At 62.6% G+C, this 24,512-nt stretch carries 19 protein-coding genes and 1 tRNA gene; 14 read left to right on the top strand and 6 right to left on the bottom strand.

The features are described 5' to 3' along the window. Positions 1 to 113 precede the first annotated feature (113 nt). The 3 genes from K3146_RS01280 (at position 114) to K3146_RS01270 (ending at position 5,207) form a co-directional block, all read left to right on the top strand. Entirely contained in the window at positions 114 to 2,210 is a 2,097-nt protein-coding gene (locus K3146_RS01280) for a sodium-translocating pyrophosphatase (protein ID WP_221544401.1), read from the top strand. Positions 2,211 to 2,306: 96 nt separating this feature from the next. Then, positions 2,307 to 3,203, top strand: coding sequence for an acyl-CoA thioesterase (locus tag K3146_RS01275; RefSeq protein ID WP_221544400.1), 897 nt, complete (start codon positions 2,307 to 2,309; stop codon positions 3,201 to 3,203). A 183-nt stretch (positions 3,204 to 3,386) separates the two neighbouring features. Next, positions 3,387 to 5,207: a DEAD/DEAH box helicase gene (locus tag K3146_RS01270; protein WP_221544399.1), complete on the top strand. Its 1,821-nt coding sequence runs from the start codon at positions 3,387 to 3,389 to the stop codon at positions 5,205 to 5,207. Positions 5,208 to 5,388: 181 nt separating this feature from the next. On the opposite strand, the gene K3146_RS01265 is transcribed toward K3146_RS01270, so the two are convergent. Both K3146_RS01265 and uvrC read right to left on the bottom strand, forming a co-directional pair. Next, positions 5,389 to 6,207 (bottom strand): universal stress protein, encoded by an 819-nt coding sequence (locus K3146_RS01265; RefSeq protein WP_221544398.1) that lies wholly within the window; start codon positions 6,205 to 6,207, stop codon positions 5,389 to 5,391. 148 nt (positions 6,208 to 6,355) lie between these two features. Further along, positions 6,356 to 8,326 (bottom strand): excinuclease ABC subunit UvrC, encoded by a 1,971-nt coding sequence (gene uvrC / locus K3146_RS01260; protein WP_221545183.1) that lies wholly within the window; start codon positions 8,324 to 8,326, stop codon positions 6,356 to 6,358. Positions 8,327 to 8,438: 112 nt separating this feature from the next. Between uvrC and K3146_RS01255 the strand changes: the two genes are divergently transcribed. The 4 genes from K3146_RS01255 to K3146_RS01240 all read left to right on the top strand — a co-directional run bounded on the left by K3146_RS01255 (position 8,439) and on the right by K3146_RS01240 (position 13,391). Next, positions 8,439 to 9,677 (top strand): APC family permease, encoded by a 1,239-nt coding sequence (locus K3146_RS01255; protein ID WP_247710976.1) that lies wholly within the window; start codon positions 8,439 to 8,441, stop codon positions 9,675 to 9,677. Between the two features lie 3 nt (positions 9,678 to 9,680). Continuing rightward, positions 9,681 to 10,856, top strand: coding sequence for a BaiN/RdsA family NAD(P)/FAD-dependent oxidoreductase (locus K3146_RS01250; RefSeq protein WP_221544396.1), 1,176 nt, complete (start codon positions 9,681 to 9,683; stop codon positions 10,854 to 10,856). A gap of 118 nt (positions 10,857 to 10,974) precedes the next feature. Then, positions 10,975 to 12,606: a wax ester/triacylglycerol synthase family O-acyltransferase gene (locus K3146_RS01245; protein WP_247710975.1), complete on the top strand. Its 1,632-nt coding sequence runs from the start codon at positions 10,975 to 10,977 to the stop codon at positions 12,604 to 12,606. Then, positions 12,603 to 13,391, top strand: a complete 789-nt coding sequence (locus K3146_RS01240) for an esterase/lipase family protein (protein ID WP_345723477.1) — start codon at positions 12,603 to 12,605, stop codon at positions 13,389 to 13,391. The genes K3146_RS01245 and K3146_RS01240 overlap by 4 nt, the downstream gene beginning before the upstream one ends. Positions 13,392 to 13,397: 6 nt before the next feature. Here K3146_RS01240 and K3146_RS01235 read toward each other — a convergent pair whose 3' ends face one another. After that, the gene (locus K3146_RS01235; protein ID WP_221544395.1) at positions 13,398 to 16,121 is read right to left on the bottom strand and encodes a TonB-dependent receptor; all 2,724 of its coding nucleotides are present in this window, start codon (positions 16,119 to 16,121) and stop codon (positions 13,398 to 13,400) included. Positions 16,122 to 16,324: 203 nt separating this feature from the next. Here K3146_RS01235 and infA point away from each other — a divergent pair, with 203 nt between their 5' ends. The 5 genes from infA (at position 16,325) to K3146_RS01210 (ending at position 18,440) form a co-directional block, all read left to right on the top strand. After that, complete coding sequence (infA, locus tag K3146_RS01230) at positions 16,325 to 16,582, top strand: translation initiation factor IF-1 (RefSeq protein WP_006833527.1); 258 nt, start codon at positions 16,325 to 16,327, stop codon at positions 16,580 to 16,582. Between the two features lie 6 nt (positions 16,583 to 16,588). After that, a complete protein-coding gene (locus K3146_RS01225; RefSeq protein ID WP_221544394.1) occupies positions 16,589 to 17,164 on the top strand; it encodes a Maf family protein in 576 nt (191 codons plus the stop codon). Then, positions 17,157 to 18,104, top strand: a complete 948-nt coding sequence (locus K3146_RS01220; protein WP_221544393.1) for a ribonuclease E/G — start codon at positions 17,157 to 17,159, stop codon at positions 18,102 to 18,104. The genes K3146_RS01225 and K3146_RS01220 overlap by 8 nt, the downstream gene beginning before the upstream one ends. Then, the gene (gene yacG, locus K3146_RS01215; RefSeq protein WP_040965656.1) at positions 18,097 to 18,276 is read left to right on the top strand and encodes a DNA gyrase inhibitor YacG; all 180 of its coding nucleotides are present in this window, start codon (positions 18,097 to 18,099) and stop codon (positions 18,274 to 18,276) included. Before K3146_RS01220 ends, yacG begins: the two co-directional genes overlap by 8 nt. Before the next feature lie 88 nt (positions 18,277 to 18,364). After that, positions 18,365 to 18,440: transfer RNA gene (locus tag K3146_RS01210), tRNA-Phe, on the top strand. Between the two features lie 10 nt (positions 18,441 to 18,450). Here the strand turns inward: K3146_RS01210 and K3146_RS01205 are convergent. Beyond that, positions 18,451 to 19,347, bottom strand: a complete 897-nt coding sequence (locus K3146_RS01205; protein ID WP_221544392.1) for an HPr kinase/phosphorylase — start codon at positions 19,345 to 19,347, stop codon at positions 18,451 to 18,453. Positions 19,348 to 19,424: 77 nt separating this feature from the next. Between K3146_RS01205 and K3146_RS01200 the strand changes: the two genes are divergently transcribed. Continuing rightward, complete coding sequence (locus K3146_RS01200) at positions 19,425 to 20,729, top strand: cation:proton antiporter (protein WP_221544391.1); 1,305 nt, start codon at positions 19,425 to 19,427, stop codon at positions 20,727 to 20,729. Between the two features lie 36 nt (positions 20,730 to 20,765). On the opposite strand, the gene K3146_RS01195 is transcribed toward K3146_RS01200, so the two are convergent. After that, entirely contained in the window at positions 20,766 to 22,445 is a 1,680-nt protein-coding gene (locus K3146_RS01195; protein ID WP_221544390.1) for a hypothetical protein, read from the bottom strand. A 218-nt stretch (positions 22,446 to 22,663) separates the two neighbouring features. Between K3146_RS01195 and purC the strand changes: the two genes are divergently transcribed. Next, entirely contained in the window at positions 22,664 to 23,470 is an 807-nt protein-coding gene (gene purC / locus K3146_RS01190; protein ID WP_221544389.1) for a phosphoribosylaminoimidazolesuccinocarboxamide synthase, read from the top strand. Here purC and K3146_RS13600 read toward each other — a convergent pair whose 3' ends face one another. Continuing rightward, positions 23,471 to 24,352, bottom strand: a complete 882-nt coding sequence (locus K3146_RS13600) for a diacylglycerol/lipid kinase family protein (RefSeq protein ID WP_221544388.1) — start codon at positions 24,350 to 24,352, stop codon at positions 23,471 to 23,473. Positions 24,353 to 24,512: the final 160 nt, after the last annotated feature.

Raw genomic sequence — 24,512 nt, 5'->3', positions numbered from 1 at the left:
CTGCGCCTTTGCCCCCTTGTCAGCACTCTCCTGCCCTTTATACCCCTCGCCCACAATGCGTCGGCGTCTCCCACGCCGGGTCGCATATCACATAAACGGGAGGGGAGTTTTTCGTGGACCTTGTAATCCTATCCATAGGGTTGGGACTGCTGGCCGTTATCTACGGCTTCGTAACCAGCCGCCAGGTGCTCAATTCGGGCGCAGGCAATGAGAAAATGCAGGAAATCGCCGGCGCCATTCAAGAAGGCGCGCAGGCCTATCTGAAGCGTCAGTACACCACTATCGGCATGGTCGGCGTCGTCGTCGCCGTGCTGGTGTTCGTGTTCCTTGGTCTGTTTCCGGCCATCGGTTTCGTCATTGGCGCAGTGCTGTCGGGCGTGGCAGGCTTCATCGGGATGAACATTTCGGTGCGCTCGAACGTGCGTACCGCTGCGGCTGCGCAAAGCGGCTTGCAGCAGGGACTGACCCTCGCCTTCCGCGCGGGTGCCATCACCGGTATGCTCGTGGCGGGCCTCGCCCTGCTCTCGATGGCGGTGTTCTTCTGGTACCTGACCAGTGTCGCCAATTTCGCTGCTGACAGCGATGAAGTGGTCTACGGCCTTGTCGGCCTTGCCTTCGGTGCATCGCTGATCTCGATCTTCGCGCGTCTTGGCGGCGGTATCTTCACCAAGGCTGCCGACGTCGGCGCCGACCTCGTCGGGAAGGTCGAGGCTGGTATTCCCGAAGACGATCCGCGCAACCCGGCTGTGATTGCGGACAACGTGGGCGACAACGTCGGCGACTGTGCCGGTATGGCTGCCGACCTGTTCGAAACCTATGTCGTCACCGTCGGTGCAACTATGGTTCTGACCGCACTGCTGTTCGGCGACCTCCTCGGCGATTTGCTGATGCCCATGATGGCGCTCCCGCTGCTGATTGGCGGCGCGTGCATCGTGACCAGCATCGTCGGCACCTACTTCGTGAAGCTCGGCAAGGGCAGCACGAACGTGATGGGCGCCATGTACAAGGGCTTCCTGGTCTCTGCGATCCTCGCCATCCCGTTGATCTGGCTGGTCATGGAATATGCTCTTGGCAGCATGACGACGCAGATCCAGGGTACCGAGTTCAGCGGACGCATGTTATTCTACTGCTCGCTGATCGGTCTTGCGATCACCGGCCTGATCATCTGGATCACCGAATACTATACCGGCACGAACTATCGTCCGGTGCGCTCGATCGCCAAGAGCTCGGAAACGGGCCACGGCACGAACGTGATCCAGGGTCTCGCCATCAGCCTTGAATCGACCGCACTGCCGACCATCGTCATCGTTGCCGGCATCATCGCCACCTTCCAGCTCGCTGGCCTGATGGGTATCGCTTACGCGGCGACAGCCATGCTGGCTCTGGCAGGCATGGTCGTGGCGCTCGATGCATACGGTCCGGTTACGGATAATGCAGGCGGTATCGCCGAAATGGCCGGTCTCGACGACAGCGTTCGTGAAAAGACCGACATGCTCGACGCCGTGGGCAACACGACCAAGGCCGTGACCAAGGGTTATGCAATCGGTTCGGCAGGCCTCGGCGCGTTGGTGCTCTTCGCGGCCTACACCACCGATCTGGCAAAGCTGTTCCCTGATGCTGACGTGAATTTCAGCCTCGAGAACCCCTATGTCATCGTCGGCCTGCTCTTGGGCGCACTGCTCCCGTACCTCTTTGGTGCGATGGGCATGACCGCCGTGGGCCGCGCTGCCGGTGACGTGGTTGTCGACGTTCGCGAACAGTTCGCTGCAGACGCCGGCATCATGGCTGGTACGTCCAAGCCGAATTACGCCAAGACGGTCGACCTCGTGACAAAGGCCGCCATCAAGGAAATGATCATTCCTTCGATGCTGCCGTTGCTTGCCCCGATCGTGGTCTACTTCGCGATCGATCTGCTTGCAGGTCAGGAGAACGCATTCGCAGCCGTGGGCGCACTGCTGCTCGGCGTGATCATCGGTGGTATCTTCGTCGCTCTGTCCATGACCGCAGGTGGCGGTGCATGGGATAATGCGAAGAAGTACATCGAAGACGGCAATCACGGCGGCAAGGGCTCGGAAGCCCACAAGGCTGCCGTGACCGGCGACACCGTGGGCGATCCCTACAAGGACACCGCGGGCCCGGCCGTGAACCCGATGATCAAGATCACCAACATCGTTGCATTGCTGCTTCTTGCAGCGCTTGCGGCTGGCTGATTTTACCGATCACCTGAACGTGAAGAGAGGCGGCGGCACTACGGTGTCGCCGCCTTTTTCTTGACCCTCCCGTAAAGCGAACGCAGAGCCGGGAGCGTGAGCAATACCAAGACCCCCGAACAACTCGTTGCAGGCCTCGTTCGCCTGCTGACCGTCGCCCCGGCTGGCGAAAACGCTTTCACCGGCAATCAGCAGCCCGGTGGCATCGGGCGTGTGTTCGGAGGCCAGGTGATCGCACAGGCCCTCCAGTCCGCACAGGCCAGCGCGCCCGAGGGCATGGAGGCGCACTCGCTTCACGCCTATTTCCTGCGCGGCGGGCGCGAAGGCGTCGACATCGACTATTCGGTCGCATCGGACTTCGACGGGCGCAGCTTCGCCAACCGGCGGGTGGTGGCGCGACAAGAGGGCACGCCGATCCTCAATCTCACCGCCAGTTTCCAGAAACCCGAGGAAGGGCTCGAGCATGACGATAGCCCCATGCCCGACGTGCCCGCACCCGAGGACCTTCCCTCAGACATGGAGATGCGCGAAAAGTTCATCGCGGAGATGGGTGATGTCTCGGAAGTGCAGCGCACGCTGATGCTTCGGCCTCGCCCGATCGAGATGCGCACCAGCGGCAAGCTGCACTGGATGAATGCGGACAAGAAACCGCCGCACGCGCACAGCTGGTTCAAGGCGGCCGCACCGCTGCCTGACGATCCTGCCTTGCACCGCGCCGTGATCGCCTATGCCAGCGATTTCACCTTGCTGGGCACCAGCGCCCTTCCCCACGGCCTCAGCTGGGCGCGCGGCGAGCTGAAAGGCGCCAGCCTGGACCACGCTATCTGGTTCCATCGCCCGGCAAGCGCAGACGAATGGCTCCTCTATGCCACAGACAGCCCGTGGTCGGGCGCGGGGCGCGGCTTCAATCGCGGTCGGATTTTCAACCGCGCTGGCCAGCTTGTCGCGAGCGTCGCCCAGGAAGGTGTCGTGCGCAAAGCCAAGCGCGACTAGCCTTGCAAAAATAACACAAGCCAAACGCTCTTCTCTCGTGTAGGGGCGCGGCCAACCAAGGTCGTATGGGAGCCGTTGTCCGGCCCGAGCGACCATCTCGCCGCCGGAACGAGCGGCTTCACCCATGCCCTGTTTCCCGCCCGCGGCCTAACTTGTCGCGGCGCATCTGTATTGCGAGCCAAGATGCCTTTCGAAACCCTCCCGCCGATGATCGGCGAAGCGATGACCGAGCGCGGCTATACCGATCTCACACCCGTCCAGGCCGCCGTTATTGAAGACGAAGCGCAAGGGCGCGACCTCATCGTTTCGGCGCAGACCGGTTCGGGCAAGACAGTCGCTTTCGGCCTCGTCATGGCCGACGCGCTGCTGGCCGAGACTGCGAACCTGACGCTTACCGAAGCTCCGCTGATGCTGGTAATCGCGCCGACACGCGAACTCGCTTTGCAGGTGAGCCGCGAGCTCGGCTGGCTCTATGCCAAGGCTGGACTGCGAATTGCCACCTGTGTTGGTGGGATGGACGCAAGCAAGGAACGCCGCGCGCTGCGGGCAGGTCCTGCCATCGTCGTCGGCACGCCCGGCCGCCTGCGCGATCATCTCGAACGCGGCGCGCTCGACCTGTCGGGCCTGCTTGGCGTGGTGCTCGATGAAGCGGACGAGATGCTGGACATGGGTTTCCGCGAAGACCTGGAGGAAATCCTCGACGCGACACCTGAAACGCGCCGCACACTCCTCTTCTCCGCCACCATGCCGCGCCCGATCGTGCGTTTGGCCGAACGCTATCAGCAGGACGCCCTGCGCCTCAGCCTCGTTGGCGAGGATCGCGGCCATGGCGATATCAGCTACAAGGCAATCACCGTTTCGCCTGCCGAGATCGAGAATGCGGTCGTCAACCTCCTGCGCTTCCACGAGGCTGAAACGGCGATCCTGTTCTGCGCCACGCGTGACAATGTCCGCCGCTTCCACGCCACCCTGCAGGAGCGCGGCTTCGGCGTCGTCGCATTGTCGGGCGAGCATTCGCAGAGCGAACGCAACCAGGCGCTCCAGGCGCTGCGTGACCGCCGCGCACGCGTTTGCGTTGCCACCGATGTCGCCGCTCGCGGGATCGACCTGCCCACGCTCAGCCTCGTGATCCATGTCGAGGTGCCGCGCGATGCGGAGACGCTTCAGCACCGCTCGGGCCGGACGGGACGCGCTGGCAAGAAAGGCACCGCCGCGATCATCGTCCCGTTCAACCGCCGCCGCCGGGTCGAAGGCATGCTGCGCGGCGCGCGGATCGAGGCCGAGTGGATGGATGCCCCCACGCCCGAAATGATCCGCAAGCGCGACCGCTCGCGCCTGATCGACCTACTCACTGCAGAAACCGACTTCGACGAATACGACCGCGATCTTGCCAACGAACTGATGGCCAAGCGGTCGCCCGAGGACATCGCCGCAGCGCTCGTCCAGTCCTACCGCTCCAAGATGCCCGAGCCCGAAGAGCTCATGCCCAACACGCCCGAAGCGCGCGACAAGGCCAAGGCCGATCGCCACCGCCCCGGCTTCGAGGATGTGGCCTGGTTCAAGATCGGCGTCGGTCGCCGCCAGAATGCCGAGCCGCGTTGGATCCTGCCCCTGTTGTGCCGCCGCGGCCACATCACCCGCAACGAGATCGGCGCGATCCGCGTCGGCCAGTTCGAAACCTGGTTTCAGGTGCCCACCGCCATCGCCCCCAAGTTCGCCGCCGCCGTCGCGCGCACGGCGTCAGCCGAAGACGAACAGGACGCGATCGTCATCGAGGAAGCCCCCGAGGGCCCCCGCGTCGAAGCCCGCCAGAACCGCCGCGATCGCGGTGGACATAGCGGTGCCCACGACGGCCCCCGCGTCCGCCCCAAGCCTTTCGGCAAGGGCCCCCGCAAGGGACCTGCAGGAAGCAAGAAGCCAGGAGCGCCCTTCAAGAAGGGCCCCAAGCCGACCGGCAAGAAGTTCGCCGGCAAACGCAAGCCAGGCGGGAAGCAGGGGAAATAGGGTTTCAGGCGCTCGTGATCCCGCGACGCGCTTCGCTTGTAGCAGACATGCAAGGCCAGACGGAGCGCCAGCCATAGTGGCGATAGCTAACCGCGCCAACCGAACAATCTCTCGGCCCCAGTGTTGAGCTTCACGCAGGCGAGGGCAGGCAGATTGGAGAATCTGGCGGCTGATTGTGGGCCTAGTGTTTGAGCAGGAGAGGCACTCGCACCTCTGATAGCATCGCTCGCGTTACGCCGCCGAAAATCCACTCAGTCAGGCGGGTGCGGCCATAGGCGCCCATGACGATCAGGCCCACGTTGCGGGCAGAAGCAGCGTTCAGCAGCGAATGCGCCACTCCCTTTTCATCCGCTTCGATTTCGACCATTTCGCTCGAAATACCATGCCTTGCAAGATAATCCGCGCCGCTCACAGGTGGCAGGTCATACTCGTTCTTGGACGGTTTGTCGGATCGAATCGTCGCGAGGAAAACGGACTTCACATGTTGCAGGAGCGGAACGGCGGCTCGCAGGGCGTGCGAAGCTTCTGCCGATCCGTCCCAAGCTACCAATGCCGGGCGGTCGGGGTCCATCCTCTCGCACTCGTCAGGCAGAACCAGCACCGGGCAAGACGCGGATACCGCCAATTCCCCCGCTGTAAAGGAAGGCGCCTTGCCGCCGGTTCGAGGCTCTCGCGAGCCAAGGACAATGAGATCGGCGAGCGCGGAACGGCGCAAAAGTGCGCTGGCCGGGGGACCGGGCCTGCTTTCCCAGTCCCAAGGAACATCCTCATTGGCGAGATCCTTCTCGACCTGTTCCTGGAAGCTTTCCGCCTCTTCTCGCCAGACCGGAATGAGTGCCGCGAAGGCAGCGCCGTAAGGGTCGACTGCGCCAGCCGCCTCGAATGGCATGGCCGAGACGATTGATAAATGGCTGTCGAAGGAGCGTGCCAGGTCGAGTGCCACATCCAGGCGTTTATCGAAATCCCCATCGTCATAGGCATTCAGAAGTATCGAGCGCATGGCATCTCTCCTCACCGGCGCGGGCGGCAAATGCCGCTGGAGAATAAGATGCGTCTCTAATGCCCGCAGTTTGGTTCTTCATTGACGAGGATCAAATCTTACCGGATTTTTCTCAAGAGCGATGACGGGGGCCACTGGCGCGGCTCGGTCAGTCACCCCCCGCATGGTAAAAATCGTAAATCTGCTGCGCCACGCCCTCGCTGATGCCGGGGGCGCGTTTGAGGTCGTCCAGTGCGGCAGCTCTTACCTTGCCGGCGGTGCCGAAATGGAGGAGCAGCGCGCGTTTTCTTGCCGGGCCGATGCCGGGGATTTCGTCGAGTGGTGAGGCGGTGATGGCGCGGCTGCGTTTGGCGCGGTGGGCACCGATGGCGAAGCGGTGGACTTCGTCGCGCAGGGTCTGGAGATAGAACAGCAGCTGCGAATTGACCGGCAGCGTCTTCTCGCGCCCGTCGGGGAAGTGGAACACCTCGCGCCCCTCGCGCCCGTGGTGCGGGCCCTTGGCGATACCGATGACGGGTACCTGATCTGCAATCCCAAGGTCCTCCAGCACTGCCATGACGCTGGAGACCTGCCCCTTGCCGCCGTCGATCAGCAACAGGTCGGGCCAGATCGCTTCGTGGCCCTTTCCCTTGGGCGTACTATCGTCGTCGCGCTCGGTTTCGGCGAGCTTGCGGAAGCGGCGTTGCATGACTTCACGCATCATGCCGAAATCGTCGTTGGTCTTGGCCTGCTTGATATTGAACTTGCGGTACTGGCCCTTCTCGAAGCCTTCGGGGCTGGCGACCACCATCGCGCCCAGGGCTTTGTCGCCCTGGATATGGCTGTTGTCGTAAATCTCGATGCGCTGGGGCACTTCGTCGAGTTCGAGAAACTCCGCCAGCTCGCGCATGCGCTGCGCCTTGGTGCCGCTCTCCGCCAGCCGCCGCTCCAGCGCCTCGGTGGCATTGCGGCTCGCCTGCTGCATGAGCTTGCGCCGGTCGCCGCGCTGCGGGATCGAAATGGCGACCGCATGGCCGGCTTTCTCGGCCAGCGCCTCGGCGATCAGCTCCTGTTCGGCCAGTTCGCGATCGACGAGGATGGTCTTGGGCGGCGGGACCTCCTCGTAAAACTGTAGGAGGACGTCGGCCAGCACCTCGGGATGCTCCAGATCGCCCGTGTTCTTGGGGAAGAAAGCCTTGTGCCCCCAGTTCTGCCCGCCGCGGATGAAAAAAGCCTGCACGCCGATCTGACCGCCTTTGGCAGCAAGCGCGAAGACATCGGCATCGCCGACACCGCTCGCGTTGATGGCCTGGCTGCCCTGGATAAAGGTCGCCGCCCGCAGCCGGTCGCGCAGGATAGCGGCGGTCTCGAAGTCGAGACCCTCGGCGGCTTTCGCCATTTGCTGTTCGATATTGGCCTGCACCGTGCCGGACTTGCCCGAGAGGAAGTCCTTCGCCTCCTGCACAAGGCTATCGTAGCCCGCCTCGTCGATGCGGCCGACGCAAGGGGCCGAGCAACGCTTGATCTGGTAAAGCAGGCAGGGCCGGTCGCGATTGTTGAAGAAGCTGTCGGTGCAGGACCGCAGAAGGAACAGTTTCTGCAACGCATTCAGCGTCTTGTTGACTGAGCCGGCACTAGCGAAGGGTCCGTAGTAATTGCCTTTTGCCCTCCGCGCGCCGCGATGTTTCTGGATGCGCGGGAAAGCGTGATCGGCGCGCAGGAGGATGAAGGGGAAGCTCTTGTCGTCGCGCAGAAGCACGTTGAACGGCGGGCGATAACGCTTGATCAGCTGCGCCTCGAGCAGCAGCGCCTCGGCTTCCGAATTGGTGACCACGATTTCCATCGCGCGGCACTGGCTGACCATGCGCTGGAGCCTGTTTGAGAGACTTTTCACCTGCGTGTAATTCGCTACACGCGCCTTCAGGCTGCGCGCCTTGCCCACGTAAAGAACGTCCCCGCGCGTATCGAGCATGCGGTAGACACCGGGGCGCGGCTTCAAGGTCTTTACCGTGTCGCGGATCGCCTTGATCCCGGTTTCGAGATCGGGCTGCGCGCTGGCCACGACCTTGGTGGCGCGCTCCTCGTGGAAACGCTCCTTGCCTCTCGGATCGTGGGGAGAACCTGCCTTACTGCGCGACATGGGCAGGGAGATAGTCACACCGCAGCGCTTGTGCAAAGCCGCGTATATCGCCATCCCCTGCACGATGGACGGAAAAACAATCGCACCGCCGCGCACGGTCGGCTTCTTCGGCATGTCGCTGCTCCAGATCAACGGGATGATCGGATCAGGCATTTTCGCGCTTCCCGCCGTGCTTTCGGCCGGCGTGGGCAGCTTTGCACCTGTGCTGATGCTGCTGGGCGGCGTGCTGTTCCTGCCGCTCGCGCTGGTCTTCGCCTGGCTCGCTGCGCGTTTCGACATGAGCGGCGGCCCGGTCCTTTACGGCAAGACAGCCTTCGGCAGCTTTGCCGGCTTCCAGGCTGGCTGGGGTCGCTATGCTTCCGGCGCCGTGGCGATGGCCGCCAATACACATGTCATGGTCGCCTACTTCGCAGCGCTGTTTCCGCCCTTGCAGGACCCGACGCTTGCCACGGTGACGGCGGTGGTCGTGATCGCGGCGCTCACAATCATCAACCTGTTCTCCATGCGCGGTTCGGTGAACGCTTTGGGGGGACTGACTGCGCTCAAGCTGGTGCCTCTGGCGATCCTGATCGGCGCGGCACTTTTCGGCAACTACGGGTCGCCCGAGATCGTGCTGCCCGAATTCAGCCAGGTCGAAACGGTGATCCTGCTGCTGTTCTATGCCTTCATCGGGTTCGAAGGCGTCACGGTCCCAGCCGGCGAATTGCGCGATCCCAAACGCGATCTCCCACGCGTGCTCATTACCGTGCTGGCGGGCGTGACCTTGCTCTATGCGGTGATCATATGGGCCTATCTCGCCATCGGCGCATCGCCAGCCGCAGACGAGAGTGCGTTGGCAGCTTCCGCCCAAGCAGCGCTGGGCGATATCGGCGCGGTCATGATCGTGCTGGGGGCTGGATTCTCGATCCTCGCCAACAGTTTCTCAGGCGTCGTGGTCGTACCGCGCATGGCCTATGGCATGGCGCAGCAAGGCATGCTGCCGAGCTGGTTCGAACGTATCCACCCGCGCTACCTCACGCCGGCCAATGCGATCCTCTTCTACGGGGCGGCATCCTGCCTGTGCGCAATGTGGGGCGGGTTCCTGGTGCTTGCAGCCGCCAGTACGCTCTCACGCCTGCTGACCTACGTCATTACCGCCGCCGCACTCCCTGTAATCGAGCGCCGCGAAGGTGCCTCGAGCATTGTCCGTACAATCGTCGCCATCCTCGCCTTGGCCTCCTCTATCTGGATTTCCAGCCATGCGAGCGCGGAAGCATGGTCGATGTTCGGCGTGCTGCTGGTGGTCGGGACCCTGCTCTATTTTGTCGCACGCCGCCGCGGGGATCCCGTAGCAGAGACCGCTGCCGGCTGAGCCATGCCTGAAGGTTTCGACGCGATTATCCTCGGCGCGGGTGCCGCAGGGCTCATGTGCGCGGCGCGAGCAGGCCAGCGGGGCAAGCGCGTGCTGGTGCTGGAAAAGGCGGAGAAACCGGGCAAGAAAGTCCTGATCTCCGGTGGCGGGCGCTGCAACTTCACCAATATCGGCGCGGGTCCGGCAAACTATCTGTCGAGCAATCCGCATTTCGCGAAGTCGGCGCTGGCGCGATACACACCGCGCGATTTTCTCGATCTTGTAGAGGAATACGGCATTGCCTGGCACGAGAAGACGCTCGGCCAGCTGTTCTGCGATGGCTCTTCGAAACAGATCGTGGCGATGCTGCTGGAGGAATGCGCGAAGGGCGATGTCGAGGTGCGGTGCAACGCCGATGTGTCTGCAGTAGAGCATGATGGCGAGCGGTTTGCCGTTATGGCGAATGGCAAGATAGCTGTGGCGGAAAACCTCGTAATTGCCACCGGCGGGCCGTCGATCCCAAAGATGGGCGCGACCGGATTCGCCTATGACCTCGCCCGCCAATTCGGCCTGAAGGTCATCAAGCCCCGCCCCGCCCTCGTCCCACTGACGCTGGGCGGCGAAGAAGTGCTGTTTCGCGAAATATCGGGCGTTTCGGCACCGGTCGTCGCCAGTGCAGGCAAGGCCAGATTTCCCGAAGCAGCGCTTTTCACGCATCGCGGCCTGTCCGGCCCCTCGATCCTGCAGATTTCTTCTTACTGGAAGTCGGGCGAACAGATCGCCATCGACTTTCTGCCGGACCAGTCAGGCGACTGGCTGCTTGCCCGCAAGCAGGAAACGCCGCGCGCGACACTGCGCTCGGTCCTGCGTGACGCGCTACCCGACAGGCTCGCCGGCATCCTGGCAGAGAAGCTTGGGGTCGAAACCGAGCTCGGCAACGCCAGTGACAAGGTGCTGCGCGTGGCGCAAGAGCGTCTCAAGCGCTGGACCTTCAGCCCCAAAGGCACCGAGGGCTTTGCGAAGGCCGAGGTGACTGTTGGCGGAATTTCGACCGCTGAACTGTCATCCAAGACGATGGAAGCGAAGAAAGTGCCCGGGCTCTTCGCTATCGGTGAGGCGGTCGATGTGACCGGCTGGTTGGGCGGATACAACTTCCAATGGGCCTGGGCGAGCGGTGTGGCGGCAGGAGATGCGCTCTAAGCTGTTGTAACTGCTACGGCAGTTCTTGACCGGGGCGGCAAGTTGACGAGATTCGCGGCTCTGCTAGCCTCATGCGCTTACGGACCGGCGAAAAGCTGGCCGTCGCAAGGGGAACAGGATGCAGCAGCTCCAGGGCATGGATGCCAGCTTCGTTGCGCTCGAAACGCGCAATTCACCGATGCATATCGGCTCGATCCTGATCTACAATCCGGAGACCGCGCCCGGTGGCTTCGTGAGGTTCAAGGACATCCTCGGCTTCATCGAAAGCCGCCTGCAGCTTTCAACGACCATGCGCCAGCGCCTCGTGCGCGTGCCTTTCGACCTCGATTACCCCTATTGGATCGAGGATCCCGACTTCGATCTCGAATATCATGTTCGGCACGTTGCCCTGCCCCAGCCCGGTGATTGGCGACAGTTGTGCATACAGGCGGCGAGAATCTTTGCCCGCCCGCTCGACCTCGAACGCCCGCCCTGGGAGTTCACCGTGGTTGAAGGGCTCGACAACGTCGAAGGCCTTCCGAGGGGTTGTTACGCCTACATTACAAAGGTCCATCACGCCGCAATCGACGGCATGAGCGGGATCGACCTGATGGAAGCTACGCATACGTTGCGGCCGGACGAACCTGCACCGAAGGCACCCGACACCTGGAAGCCCGAAAAGCTGCCCAATCCCGTCGAGCTTCTCGGCAAGAGCTATTTCAACGCGATCACCAATCCGCTCAAGCAGCTTGAAGTTGCCGCCAAGGCCGCGCCAGGCCTCGCCAAGGCGTTGAAGGGCCTTGCTTCGAAGGATTTCGACGTCTCGACCGAGATTATCGCCCCCAAGACACGGTTCAATCGCAAGATATCACCGCACCGCGTAGTGGAGGGCGTCAGCGTTCCGCTGGCGGATATCAAGGCGATCCGTACGGCCAGCGAGGGGGCCAAGGTCAACGACGTCTTCCTGACCATCGTTGGCGGGGCCATGCGGCGCTATCTCGAAGATAAGGGCGAATTGCCCAAGAAGACCCTCACCGCGATGGCACCGATTTCCGTCCGTTCGAAGGACGAGAAGAATTCGATGGGCAACCAGGTCGCCGCGATGATCGCGCCGCTCGGCACGCATATAGCCGATCCGCTCGAACGGCTCGAATGGGTCCACGACCGAACCAAAAATTCCAAGGCGATGACCGACGCGCTCGGCGCTCGCAACATGACCGAGATGAGCAAGGCCAGCCCCGCCCTGTTCATGGCTCTCGGCGCGCAGCTCTACAGCCGCCTCAGCCTTGCCAATCGTGGAGTCGGCCCGATCTTCTCGACCGTAGTGACCAACGTCCCCGGACCGCCTGTGCCCATCTATTCGGCCGGAGCGCGGATGGAGAGCATGCTCGGGCTACTTTGTCTTACCGACGGGCTTGGCCTCGGCCATGTGGTGCAAAGCTATACCGACGAGGCGACGATCGCATTTACGGCCGATCGCGAGATGATGCCGGATCCCGAATTCTATAGAGAATGCATCCAGGCAAGTTTCGACGAGTTGCGCGAAGCCGCGAAATCTGCGGATAAGGGCGCTGCCTCCACCAAAAATAAACCACAAGCGCCTAAGAAGGGTGCGACCAAGCCCGCCGCTAAGAAGCGGGCTGCTCCCAAAAAGAAAACGCCCGCAAAAGCCGCCCCGAAGAAGAAGACGGGAGCGGCGGGCACGAAAGGGGTCGCCAGCCGTTCGAAGAAACCGGCTGCCCCGAAAGGGAAAGGAACAAGCAAATCGTGACCACAGTCGCAACCGATCCGTCCGCAGCTCGCCCGCCGAGCCGTCTCCTCATGCTGGCCGAACCCGGCCGCGCGATGGGCGAACTCGCCAGCTTCTACGCGCTGCGCCCGCTCATGTCGGGATTGCCAAGGGGCGACGGTCACGGCGTACTTGTGCTCCCGGGCTTCATGGCGAGCGATTATTCGACCCGTCCGCTGCGTCGCCTGCTTTCCGACCTTGGCTATGATGCGGTAGGGTGGAAACTTGGCCGGAATGTCCGTGTCGACAATGCGCGGATCGATGCCATGCTGGCCTGCGTGGAGGAACTCCACGATCGTACCGGGCGTCCGATCAGCATAGTCGGCTGGAGCCTGGGCGGCGTTTTTGCACGCGAATTGGCCAAGATGGCGCCCGACAAGGTGCGCCTCGTGATCAGCCTGGGCTCGCCCATTACCGACGACCGTCGCCACACCAATGCGACCCGCCTGTTCGAATACCTCAACGGAAAGGAGCCCGAGCCGATGCAGGGCGGCAGTTTCCGTTCTCTCGCGGAAGCACCTCCCGTGCCGACCACCTCGATCCTGACGCGCACCGATGGCGTCGTGCATTGGCGCGGCTCGGTCCAGTGCGGCGACCGCGAAGACTGCGAGAATATCGAAGTCGTCGCCAGCCATTGCGGCCTCGGGGTCAATCCGGCTGTCGTCTATGCTGTGGCCGACCGGCTCGCGCAGGAAGAAGGCGACTGGAAGCGTTTCGAGGCGCGCGGGCTGGCAAGGATGTTCTTCCCCCGCCGCGCACTTCATTAAGCAGGTCTAGAACGATTTCCTGATATCGATGCCGAGGTAGCGTCCCGTCGGGTCGAGCCGCAGCGGATCGTAAGCCTCCGGAATATCGCCATTCTGGTCGACGACCCTTCGGCGCGCATCGAAGACATTGTCCATCAGCACCGACACTCGCAGTCCGTCCAGCCAGCCATCTTGCTTGTCGAATATCTCCCCTAGATTGGCGAACAAGCGGACGTCGAATGTCGCCAGATCGCCGAAGAAGAGATCGCTCGCCCCGGGCTGGTCCCCACCTCGCAGCACGGCTTCCCCGGTGTAGCGCCCTGAAAGCCTCAGACCGTAGCCCTGCCAGAAGATGCCGGCCTCGAGGGTCGAGCTTTGATCGGGAATCGTACCACCGCCGAGGACGAAGCCATCAAGCTGGTCGAACAACGGGCCGTCTTGCGCCAGGAGCACCTCGTTCTCGAGTGTAATCGTGTGATTGAGCGACAGGAAATAGCGCGGTCGCCGATCATTGGGGTTCCCCCCACCCAGCATGCGCATCATTCCGCCCCTCGAACGAGGCTGCCCACCTGCATTGCTTTCCGCGCTTGCAGAGCACATCCGTTCACGAAGAGCCTTGAGCCGCTCGGGATCGATCTCGCCGTCCTCGCTCTTGAGGCGCGCCAGCATTGCTTCGGGAAGGTCTTCAAGCTTCGGGGGATCGGCACAAACCGCTGCGCGCATGGCAGCAAATCTCTCACTACGCTGCGTGCCTTCTTCTCCGCAGAACCGCTCACGGGCAGCTGCGATCTTTTCAGGATCAGGGTTGCCGTTCTCGTCGATCAGTCGCGCTCGAACCATGTCCGGCAGGTTTGCGAGATCGGGCGTCTCCCCCTCCCGGGTTTCGCAGATGACCTTACGCGCCTGCTCCATTCGTGCAGGATCGAAGCCGCCGGGACCTCGGCTCCCTTCACCTCCCCTGCCTCGCCCACTACCACCTTCCGCCCGCGGTGGCGCTTTGCCGATCTGTCCCCGCGCATTGAGCCCGAAGGCGAGGATGCGGCTGCGGGTTTGGTAGAGCGTCAGCGGCCGACGATCGATGGCGAGGAGGTCGCCCTCCGCATCGCGAGTCACGCGGTTGGTAAAAGCCTCTTCGAAAGCTGCGCTAAACGAAGGGGTAGCGGTCACGTCTCGCGAGCGGTTGATCCCATAATCCGCCTGGAGCCTCGCATTTTCCCAGAACGGCACTTCCCAGTTAGCGCTGAATTTCCAGTCGGCCTGCGTTTCTGCCCGCAAGTTGGGATTGCCGCCCGTCACCAGCGTTGCAAGCACAGTCTGGCCGGTCAGGTAGTCAAACACGGTCGCGTTGAACTCGTCGATACGCGGGCTGCCAAGATTGGTCAGTGATGGAGCAACCTCGCGCCAAATCCGGGTCGCGCTGACATTCAGCTTGTTGGTGGGCGACCAGTTGGCACCCAGCGACCAGTTTGCCAGCGCGCCGAAATCGGAAAGGTCCTCGACCCCGCCCGATGCCACCAAAGTGACATCGCCGACCGCACCAAGCGGCCCGCCGCGGCGCGAGATCGGCGCGGCGATCGTCACGCCTGCGTTGAGCCGCCTGCGCGTGAGGGAGAAGTCCTCTGTCGCGCGCGAATCCTCGCTGTTTATTCGCTTCCAGTCGAAGCCGAGGTCGAGCGTGTAGCTCACCTCGCCGGCAGGCAGGGCGATCGGGAAACCGTTCAACGTCGCCTTGTTGACCGCCGTATAGGTCCGGCTGCGTGCAATATCGAAGCCGCTGGCGTCGTTGCGATCGATCTCGCTCAGCGAATCCGTGTGGTTGAGGTCGCTGGTGAAAGTCGCGCTCCAGTCGCCGATCGGCTGGTTGACCGAAAGGCCGGCGGAATAGCTGTCATTCTCAGCTCGCCTTTCGAGCACAGACGCACCGTCCGTGGCCAATCCTGCCAGGCTGCGGCTCTCGTTACGGGCATATGTCCCGTTGAGCCCCAGCGAAGTGCCGGTCTCTATGATCGCCCGGGCGTAATTCGCCTCCGCCTGAAAGCCGAAAGTGTCCGGCAGGAGGCTTCTGAATTCGGCTTCACCGTCATCACTGCCAATCGTCAGGCCGCGCTCGGCCTCGGTCAGCAGGCTGCGATCCTCGAACTCGAGGTCGAAATTGAGCCTGCCCTGCTCGCCATTCCTAAGCCAGGTCGCTTCCTGTTCGGTCCGCGTATAGCCCCCTTCGGCCGGGCCTTCATACTCGACCTCCGCCGTCAGGCTCTGGAAATTGGGCTTGAGGACGATGTTCACCACGCGCTGGTCGGGCGAGTATCCGAAACGCTGCGCCACTTCCTCTGGGAAGACCTCGACCTTGGCAACGCTTTCGGGCGGGTAGCTGCGAAACTCGCGCCAGCTGGAGACGCGAATGCCATTGATGAGAAAGACGGGCCGTCCGCCGCCGCGCCCACCGCGCACGCTACTGCCGGTCGATGGTTCGATGGCGGCGATGATGTCCGCGATCGAACTACCCCCGATCGCGGCGATATCCGCTTCGTCATATTCGGCAAGCGGCGGTTGATCGATCGTGAGCTGGCCCTTGAGCCGCGTGCCGAAGACGACGATCTCATCGTCCTCCAGTATGGGCGTAACCCCCGCCGGAGCTGTCATCTCGGCTGCCTCTTCCTCCTCCATTTCCTGCGCACCCACAGGACCTACGGTTGAGACCCAAGCTGCGGTGGCCGTGAAGAGCGTGGGTTTCCAATCGAACTTGATCAAGTGCAGCTATCCAATCGGTTCGAGTTGGTGATCGGCGTCGGCTCGCATTGTCGCGTAACCGGCCGTTCGGCAATAGGATCTCGGGTAACAAATCGTCGCAGCGCGGCTGCAAGGGGATAAATGCCAAACTCTTCCCTTTTATCCCGCCTACCGCTATGGGCGCGCGACGTTTGCCAACCAATAGCACCAAATTAAGGAAACGAATGGCCAAGGAAGAACTTCTCGAAATGCGCGGGCGTGTTGTGGAACTGCTGCCCAACGCCATGTTCCGCGTCGAGCTCGAGAACGGCCACGAAGTGCTCGGTCACACGGCCGGCAAGATGCGCAAGAACCGCATCCGCGTGCTGGTGGGCGACGAGGTGCTTTGCGAACTAACGCCTTACGATCTGACCAAGGCGCGCATCACCTACCGCTTCATGCCCGGACGTGGCGGACCCGGCCAGGGTCCCGGCCCGCAGTAATACGCGGTGGGCAAGCCCACTCTCATCCTCGCATCCGCAAGTCCGCGTCGCCGCGAGCTGATCGCGCGTCTGGGGCTGACGCCGGACGCCGTCGCTCCCGCCGATATCGACGAGACACCGGCCAAGGGCGAGTTACCGCGCGACTATGCAAAGCGAATGGCGCGCGAAAAAGCCGAAGCGGCAGCGAGCGATCGCGGTTTCGTTCTGGCAGGTGACACGGTTGTCGCGGCCGGACGACGTATCTTGCCCAAGGCCGAGGACGAGGCAACTGCGCGCAAGTGCCTCGAACTTCTGTCAGGCCGCCGTCACCGCGTGCTGTCGGCCATAGCCTTGCGTGCTCCCGACGGAAGTATGCGCGAGCGACTGAACGAGACGGCGGTCCTGTTCAAGCGCCTCTCCACACAGGAAATCGACGCCTACATCGCCAGCGGCGAATGGGAGGGCAAAGCGGGTGGCTATGCCATCCAGGGCATCGCGGAAGGACTGATCAGCCGCATCCAGGGAAGCCATTCTGGAGTGGTCGGCCTCCCGCTCCACGAAACGCGCGCACTGCTCAAGGCGGCGGGGTTCGACATTGCCTGAGTGGTTGATCGAGGAAGGTATCGGCGAGACCCGCGCGATACTGCTCGATGGAGAAAAGATCCTTGGTGCTCGCTGTCGCTGGCCCGGTGAATTCCATGCGGGTCAAGCGATCTCTGCCAAACTCACAACCAAGAATGGCACGCGTGGCACAGCGGAAACACCGGATGGGCGCGAACTGCTGGTCGACAAGTTGCCGCGGGATGTAGGCGAGGGAAGCACGCTTGATCTCGTCATATCCCGTGCGGCGATGACAGAACGGGGACGTTTCAAGCTGGCGGCGGCTCGCCCCATATCGGCATCCGCCCCCGTCGATGATGTTTTTGATGCGGGAAGAAGGGTTCATCGCTTCCCGCCCGGACTATGGGAAGATGCTTGGTCTGCGGCGAGCTCTGGCGAAGTCGCCTTCAATGGAGGCTCGTTGCTGTTTGCTGTCACCCCCGCGATGACGCTGATCGATATAGACGGCAGTCTTGACTCCCGTGCCCTCTCCATGGCCGCAGTCGACCCGATCGCTGCAGCGCTTCGCCTGTTGGATCTTGGCGGGTCGATCGGGATCGATTTCCCCACGCTCGCGGCAAAGGCGGACCGCAAGGCGGTGGACGCAGCGCTTGGAGATGCTCTGGACGGTTGGCCGCATGAACGCACGGCCATGAACGGGTTCGGTTTCGTGCAGCTGGTCGCGCGACTTGAAGGTCCCTCACTGCTGCATCGCTTTGCAACCTCGCGGGTGGGAATGTCTGCGCGAATGGCGCTGCGCCGCGCCGAGATGGTCGAGGGAGTCGGCACGACCTTGCTGACGCTTCATCCCGCGCTCAATGCCAAGCTCAAGCCAGAGTGGATGGCGGAGGTCGAGCGCCGGACGGCACGCCCCCTGCGGATAGAGACCGACCCCGGCCTTGCCATTGAGGCGGCTGCTGCCCAAGTGGTCGGTCATGAATAAGCCCTGCCCTATCTGCAAGAAGCCACGCACCGAGGAGCACAAGCCGTTCTGCTCCACGCGGTGCCGGGACCGCGACCTCGCGCAGTGGTTTGGTGATGGCTACGCGGTACCGGGGCGACCCGCCCTGCCCGAAGAAATCGCTGCGGAAGTGGTCAAGCCGCAGGACGATTGAAATAGCCCCTTGCCAAGGCGGCTAGGCTTCGCCATAGGCGCGCACTCCAACCGCTGGCGAGCCCCACGAGAGGCCGCAGCGAGGGTTAGCCCGGGTAGCTCAGTTGGTAGAGCATGCGACTGAAAATCGCAGTGTCGGCGGTTCGAATCCGTCCCCGGGCACCACTTTTACCTTTCATTCTCCCCACAGCGGTTCGACAGCGCGGCACACGCCGTCGATTGTTGAGTAAGATTTTGGACGGATCAGGCGATAGGCCGGACAATCGGCCACAATCCTTGAAGCTAGCGCACCCTGTTCACCCCACAAGCCAAGTGCGTCGACCATCTCCGGTCGGTACATGGTCTGCCTGAAGGTAACGCCAAGCGCTTCCCGGCCGTGTAACCGCTCTAGCCAGGTGGCTTCACCCTCCTCCAGGCTCACGAGGGCGGCCACAGCAATGGGAGTATCGGTCGGAGGCGCCCCATTTGCAGAGCAGTGGAACTTGTCGTCACGGTAGTAATCGCGCTGGAGGATTCGGTCCTGCCATCCCAGGTGGTCGATCGCCTCGCGCCACAGCTTGATTCGCGCAGAGGAGGGATGGATCAGCACGCCACCGGCCGCTGGCTCGATGCGGCTGAGATCGTCCGCTACCAGCTTCGCCCCTGCCTGACACAAGGCCGCGGCCATCGTGCTTTTTCCGGCCCCGCTGTCCCCGCAGAACAAGATCGCGCGTCCATCGCGTTCGACCGCGCTGCCGTGCCACATCGCGAAACCGCGCTGATAGCCAAGCGCCCCCCAAGCACTCCCGAGGGTGAACAGGCGGAGCTCGGGCAAATCGCTTGTCACCCCGGGATGAAGGCGGATGATGCGACCGGACTCGACCTGCCAGCCGCCGATGCCCTCGATCGCGAACCGAAGGGTCTCACCGACCGCCACGCTACCATCGACCGGGCAATCGGGGCACGGATCGTCCGAGATCACGATGCGCACATCCGGCTCGCCTTCGCTGCAGGCGAAGGCGGCCCACTCGGGAAGTTCTAGCTCCGAGGCGACCAGCAGACCCGAGTGGCGATAATGATAGAGCCCTGTCATCGATTATCGTTGCTGCCCAAGCAGATGCGAACACGCAAGCTTGGCCATTCACCTGTCCCACGCTATCGCTCGCGGCCATGCACGAAGAAACCGCTAGCGCGCTCTCCGCTTTCGACATTGCCGCCTTGCTGGTTGTCGCCTCGGCCCTGCTAGGATGGTTCAACCATCATTTCGTCCGGCTACCGCATGTCATCGGGCTGACGGTCATGGGCGCGATTGCCGCCATCGGGCTGATGATCGTCGATGCGCTGGTCCCCGGCATCACGCTCGACAATTGGGTGGCCGATACGCTCGAGCAGATGAATTTCACCGAGACCCTGCTCCAGGGGATGCTCAGCTTCCTGCTCTTCGCCGGCGCGCTGCATGTCGATCTCGACCGGTTGAAGGTCGCCTGGCTACCGGTGCTGCTGCTCTCGACTGTCGGGGTGATTATTTCGACCGTGCTGGTGGGTCTCGCCATGTGGGGCATAGGATCGATGATCGGGCTCGCTTTCGCGCCGATCTGGTACTTCGTTTTCGGTGCGCTCATTGCACCGACCGATCCAGTCTCCGTCCTCGGGGTCCTCAAGGAGGAGAATGTCCCGCAGTCGCTGCAAAGCGCGGTGGCGGGCGAAAGCCTGTTCAACGACGGGGTGGGGATCGTCGTGTTCATCATCCTGCTCGGTGCGGCAGTGAGCGGCAACGAATTCTCATTCATCGAAGGCGCAGAGCTCTTTGCGCTCGAGGCGGGCGGCGGCATTCTCGTCGGGCTCGTGACGGGTTATCTCGGCTATCGCGCGCTGGCAGGGATGGACGAATATACGCTCGAGGTCCTGATTACGCTCGCCGTGGTGATGGGTGGCTACGCATTGTGCAGCCAACTCCACATTTCCGGCCCTCTTGCCATGGCCGTGGCCGGGCTGCTCATCGGCAATCACGGGGTCACCTACGCGATGAGCGACGTTACCCGCGATTACCTGCTCAAGTTCTGGGAATTGCTCGACGAGTTGCTCAATTCTGTTCTCTTCCTGCTGATCGGCCTCGAGATGATTGTGCTGACGGTTGGCGGAAACGTGCTGATCTTCGGTTTGCTCGCCATCCCGCTCACACTTGTGGCACGTGCCATTGGCATCTTCGTCTCGACCAAGACCATCCCGGCGGCGCGGCTACAGGACAAGGGTGCGGGCCGGGTCTTGTGGTGGGGCGGCCTTCGCGGTGGCATTTCCATCGCCTTGGCGCTCTCGCTCCCCCCAGGCGAAACGCGCGACTTCATCCTCGCCGCGACCTTTGCCGCTGTTTTGTTCAGCGTTCTCGTACAGCGCGCGACGCTGGGACGCCTGATCGAGAAGCTGAAGGACGATCATGCTCCGGCAGTGGAGGAATCAGCGCAAGCGGTGCGTTAGGTAGGAGGGGTGCCAACCCCTCCCGCTTTGCCATGCTTAGAAGCCCCCGTTGTCGCACAGGACATCGGTCAGAACGACCTCACACTTGCTCGCGAAATTTGCTGGGCCGGTCAGGTCGAAACTGATCCGGTTGTCGGCGACGTGGTAGGTCACATTGGTCACCGTCACGCCAAAATTCCCGCTTCCGACCTGCTCTCGTTCGGTCACCTTCGCGCTGCCAGTGAAGAATGGCGAGGTGTTATCGAGGATCGGCACGCGCAGCGAGATATCAAGAAGCGCGTCTTCGGTCGCACTGCGCGACACCAGCGCCCGGCCGAGCACGCGCAGCACTTGCGGATAGGCTCCGCCAGGTCGCCGCGTCAGGTGCCGCTCGAAACTGGTCGTCCCGCCCGCTGCAAGCACCTCACCGGCACCGGTCAGCTGGTGGTTGTCACCTGCCAGACGCGCGACATGCGCGCCCTCGCACCCGAGGAAGGTATTGCGGGCCACGCGACGCAGCGTGGCGTCATCCTGCGCCAGCTCGACACCCTCCAGATGATAGCCGAGAAAGCGATTTCGTACGCTGGTCCAGGGATCCCCGACCCATTCACCCGGAATGTCGAGGAAATAGGCCGGAGCCGAAACGGCTAGTGTCGTCGCATCCTCTGCGCGATAGACACCGACGTTCTCGATCGTGTTGTGGCGACAGCGCTCCAGCTTGATGTAGTGCGCGATCGGGGCTGCATCGGCGTGTTGCCCGACCTTGCCATGATAAGTCAGCAAATGCCCGCCGCGCATGTTCTCGCACCAGATCCCGATTTCGAGCGGGGTGTCGTCGAAGCAGAACAGCCGATTGGGAAGGCCGCCGGCGATATGGAAGTTGATGCGGTTGCGTACGCAATGCAGCGCCCCCTCGACGCCTGCCGATCCGTAAAAGCCGACATCGCCGTCTGCCGCGGTGCAGCTTGGCGAGAACTCGGTGTCGTCCCCGGTGACGTGATATCCGAAAGCGTAAGGACCGAAGGCGCGGGCCTTCCGGAAATCGCCTTCGAGGCCCTGGACATCGAAGGCCTTGTACCCACCCTCGACCTCTACGTTCCAGATCCGGTTGTGGAAGATGGTCTTGCCATTGCCGATGATCTTGATTCCCGAAACGTGCGGACCCGTGTCAGTCGCCGGATCGTAGACGCCTCCCGGGACACGCAGCCAGACACCATCGATCGAGGCGCGATTTTCGGTTAGCTCGACTATCCCCTCATCGGCCGCGAAGGTGTTGGTTGCGAGCGCGACGAGCGAGAGGCTGAGCGGAGAGATGCCGTTGCCGAAGGTCAACCGCTGGTCATCGAGGACGATCTTCTGTCCGATCCCGAAACGCCCCTTCCCTCTCGCCGAAACGCGATGAGCCCCGTTCGCCTTGGCGAATGCAATGGCCGCGTTGATGGCAGGCGCATTGTCGAGGCCCGTGCTCCCGTCATTGCTCGCCTGGCTGGCGCCGCGCGAGCTGGCACCGAATTGCTCGATGTAGAGCGTTGCGCCCATCAAACGGTACCAGCCGTTTGCGCACTCGATCGTACCGGGCCCTGCATCGCTCGGTGCGCCGGAGTAGCTGTTCGGTTCGATCAGGTAATACCGCCCTTCCCCGCCATCTCCCTTGAAGGCGTAGCCTGCGGTTTCGATGATATCCGATCCGGTGAAGTCCTGTCCGATGGCGGCGGCGCGCGATGCGACAATGGTCATGTTGCTTGCTCCTGTCTTTCGTGGGAGCGCCGCAGATATTGACCGAATTACCCGGTAGGAAAGCGAATAAGGTCCTACAAAGCCGCGTGCCAGTTCGATGGCCGCAATTGCTTTCGCGAGGCGCTTCCGGTAAGCGCCAGCCAAACGCCCCGGGCCGCGCGGATCCTCTTCGATTCCGCTTACCGGGGCGCAGTATTTTCGCGCGAAGGAATGCACCGATGGCACGTCGCCGCCAGATCTACGAAGGCAAGGCCAAGATCCTCTACGAAGGCCCCGAACCGGGCACGATCATCCAGTATTTCAAGGATGACGCGACTGCCTTCAACGCCGAGAAGAAGGGTACGATCAACGGCAAGGGCGTGATCAACAATCGCATCAGCGAATATGTCTTCACGCGCCTATCGCACATCGGCATCCCGACGCATTTCATCCGCCGCCTCAACATGCGCGAGCAGCTGGTGCGCCAGGTCGAGATCATTCCGCTGGAAGTAGTGGTGCGCAATGTCGCTGCCGGTTCGCTTTCGAAGCGGCTCGGCATCGAGGAAGGCGAGCTGCTGCCGCACACGCTGATCGAATACTGCCTCAAGGACGATGCGCTGGGCGACCCGAAGGTCTCCGAGGAAGAGATCGCCTGCTTCAACTGGTGCAGCCATGAAGAGATGCAGGACATGTCCAGCATGGCCATCCGCATCAACGATTTCCTGTGCGGCATGTTTGCAGCGATCGACATTCGCCTCGTCGACTTCAAGCTGGAATTCGGCCGCATCTGGGATGGCGACTACAGCCGCACGATCCTGGCCGACGAGATCAGCCCCGACGGCTGCCGATTGTGGGACATCAACACGGGCGAGAAGCTCGACAAGGACCGTTTCCGCCGCGACATGGGCGGTGAGAGCGAAGCTTATCAGGAGGTCGCGCGACGCCTCGGCCTGCTTCAGGGTGACGACAACGGCCCCGGCGAAGTGCTCGACATGAGTGCCCACCGCAGCCGCCTGCGCAACAAGATCACTCCGCCGAAGAAGTAGTCAGACCACGTAACGCAGTGCGATTCCTGCGGGCGCTATGGCATAGGCGCAATCGGGCATGTGGTCGCCATCGACCTGCACCGGCGTAACGCAGCGGTCGAATTCTACGCGTCTGCAGCTTCGGACGCTGGCCTTGGCGAAGCGCTCGACGGGGAGGCCGAGCATAGCAGCGAGGCTGAGCGCCATGATACGCAGCCGCGTACCGTGCTGCACAGTGATAAGCTCGACTGAATCGGCGTTCAGGGCTGCCTCCGGGCTCAGCCGGAATGGGCCTGCATAGAGGGCGGCGTTCGAGACAATGACCGCTTCGGCCTCCTCTTCGAACCTCATCCCGTCGGTCGTGGTGCCACGAACCGTCATCGGCTGGCGAGGCCATTCGCGCATTTGCTGCATCATCGCCGCGACATAGGCATAGCGTCCGATGCGTTTCTTCAGCTTGCCAGAGACACGCGCCACTGCGTGACTGTCGGGACCAATGGAGAGGCAGGATACGATCGGCAATTCGCCAAGCCGATATAGCGGGGCGACCACCCAAGTCTCCGGTCCCCTCGCCCAAGCCTGTGCCAGCTTACGGGCAAATTCCCTGGGTTTGCGCGGATAATCGAGTTCGCGAGCGACCAGGTTGATCGTACCCGAGGGCGCGACGCAAAGCGGCACGTATCCCGCCCTGTCGCCCAAAGCGCGTACAACGTCACGCAGCGTGCCGTCTCCACCATGGATACAGACAAGCTCCGCCCTGTCGGTCAGCGTAACGCCGTCGGCTCGTGTGGGCTGTGGGTTGACCGTGAACCTCTCCGCCTCGAGGGCAGACACAAGCCGGTCCAGATGCTGCTGCGAAAAACTGCCCGATACGGGATTGTAGACGAGATCGAGCGTGGTCACGCCCCTGTCCTAAGGCCGTGTTTTTCGAAGACAAGCATGTCCTGCGTCCGTTTCTATGGTTCATTCGCAGAATTTGACGGATTCTTCCTTTGCACCCGTCCCAAGCTGACCTAGCCACAACAGGAAAGCACGGGTCGCAACCTCGCGATACCGGTTGGGG

Source organism: Qipengyuania vesicularis (assembly GCF_019711415.1).
Lineage (GTDB): Bacteria > Pseudomonadota > Alphaproteobacteria > Sphingomonadales > Sphingomonadaceae > Qipengyuania > Qipengyuania vesicularis.
Note: the sequence above shows the minus strand (reverse complement) of the source record. Positions and strands in the feature narration are given on the sequence as shown.

Coding starts and splice junctions, on each gene's coding strand:
- K3146_RS01270 (WP_221544399.1), top strand. CDS start 3,387: ATGCCTTTCGAAACCCTCCCGCCGATGATCGGCGAAGCGATGACCGAG.
- K3146_RS01265 (WP_221544398.1), bottom strand. CDS start 6,207: ATGCGCTCGATACTTCTGAATGCCTATGACGATGGGGATTTCGATAAA.
- uvrC (WP_221545183.1), bottom strand. CDS start 8,326: ATGTCGCGCAGTAAGGCAGGTTCTCCCCACGATCCGAGAGGCAAGGAG.
- K3146_RS01255 (WP_247710976.1), top strand. CDS start 8,439: ATGTCGCTGCTCCAGATCAACGGGATGATCGGATCAGGCATTTTCGCG.
- K3146_RS01250 (WP_221544396.1), top strand. CDS start 9,681: ATGCCTGAAGGTTTCGACGCGATTATCCTCGGCGCGGGTGCCGCAGGG.
- K3146_RS01245 (WP_247710975.1), top strand. CDS start 10,975: ATGCAGCAGCTCCAGGGCATGGATGCCAGCTTCGTTGCGCTCGAAACG.
- infA (WP_006833527.1), top strand. CDS start 16,325: ATGGCCAAGGAAGAACTTCTCGAAATGCGCGGGCGTGTTGTGGAACTG.
- yacG (WP_040965656.1), top strand. CDS start 18,097: ATGAATAAGCCCTGCCCTATCTGCAAGAAGCCACGCACCGAGGAGCAC.
- K3146_RS01205 (WP_221544392.1), bottom strand. CDS start 19,347: ATGACAGGGCTCTATCATTATCGCCACTCGGGTCTGCTGGTCGCCTCG.
- K3146_RS01200 (WP_221544391.1), top strand. CDS start 19,425: ATGCACGAAGAAACCGCTAGCGCGCTCTCCGCTTTCGACATTGCCGCC.
- K3146_RS01195 (WP_221544390.1), bottom strand. CDS start 22,445: ATGACCATTGTCGCATCGCGCGCCGCCGCCATCGGACAGGACTTCACC.
- purC (WP_221544389.1), top strand. CDS start 22,664: ATGGCACGTCGCCGCCAGATCTACGAAGGCAAGGCCAAGATCCTCTAC.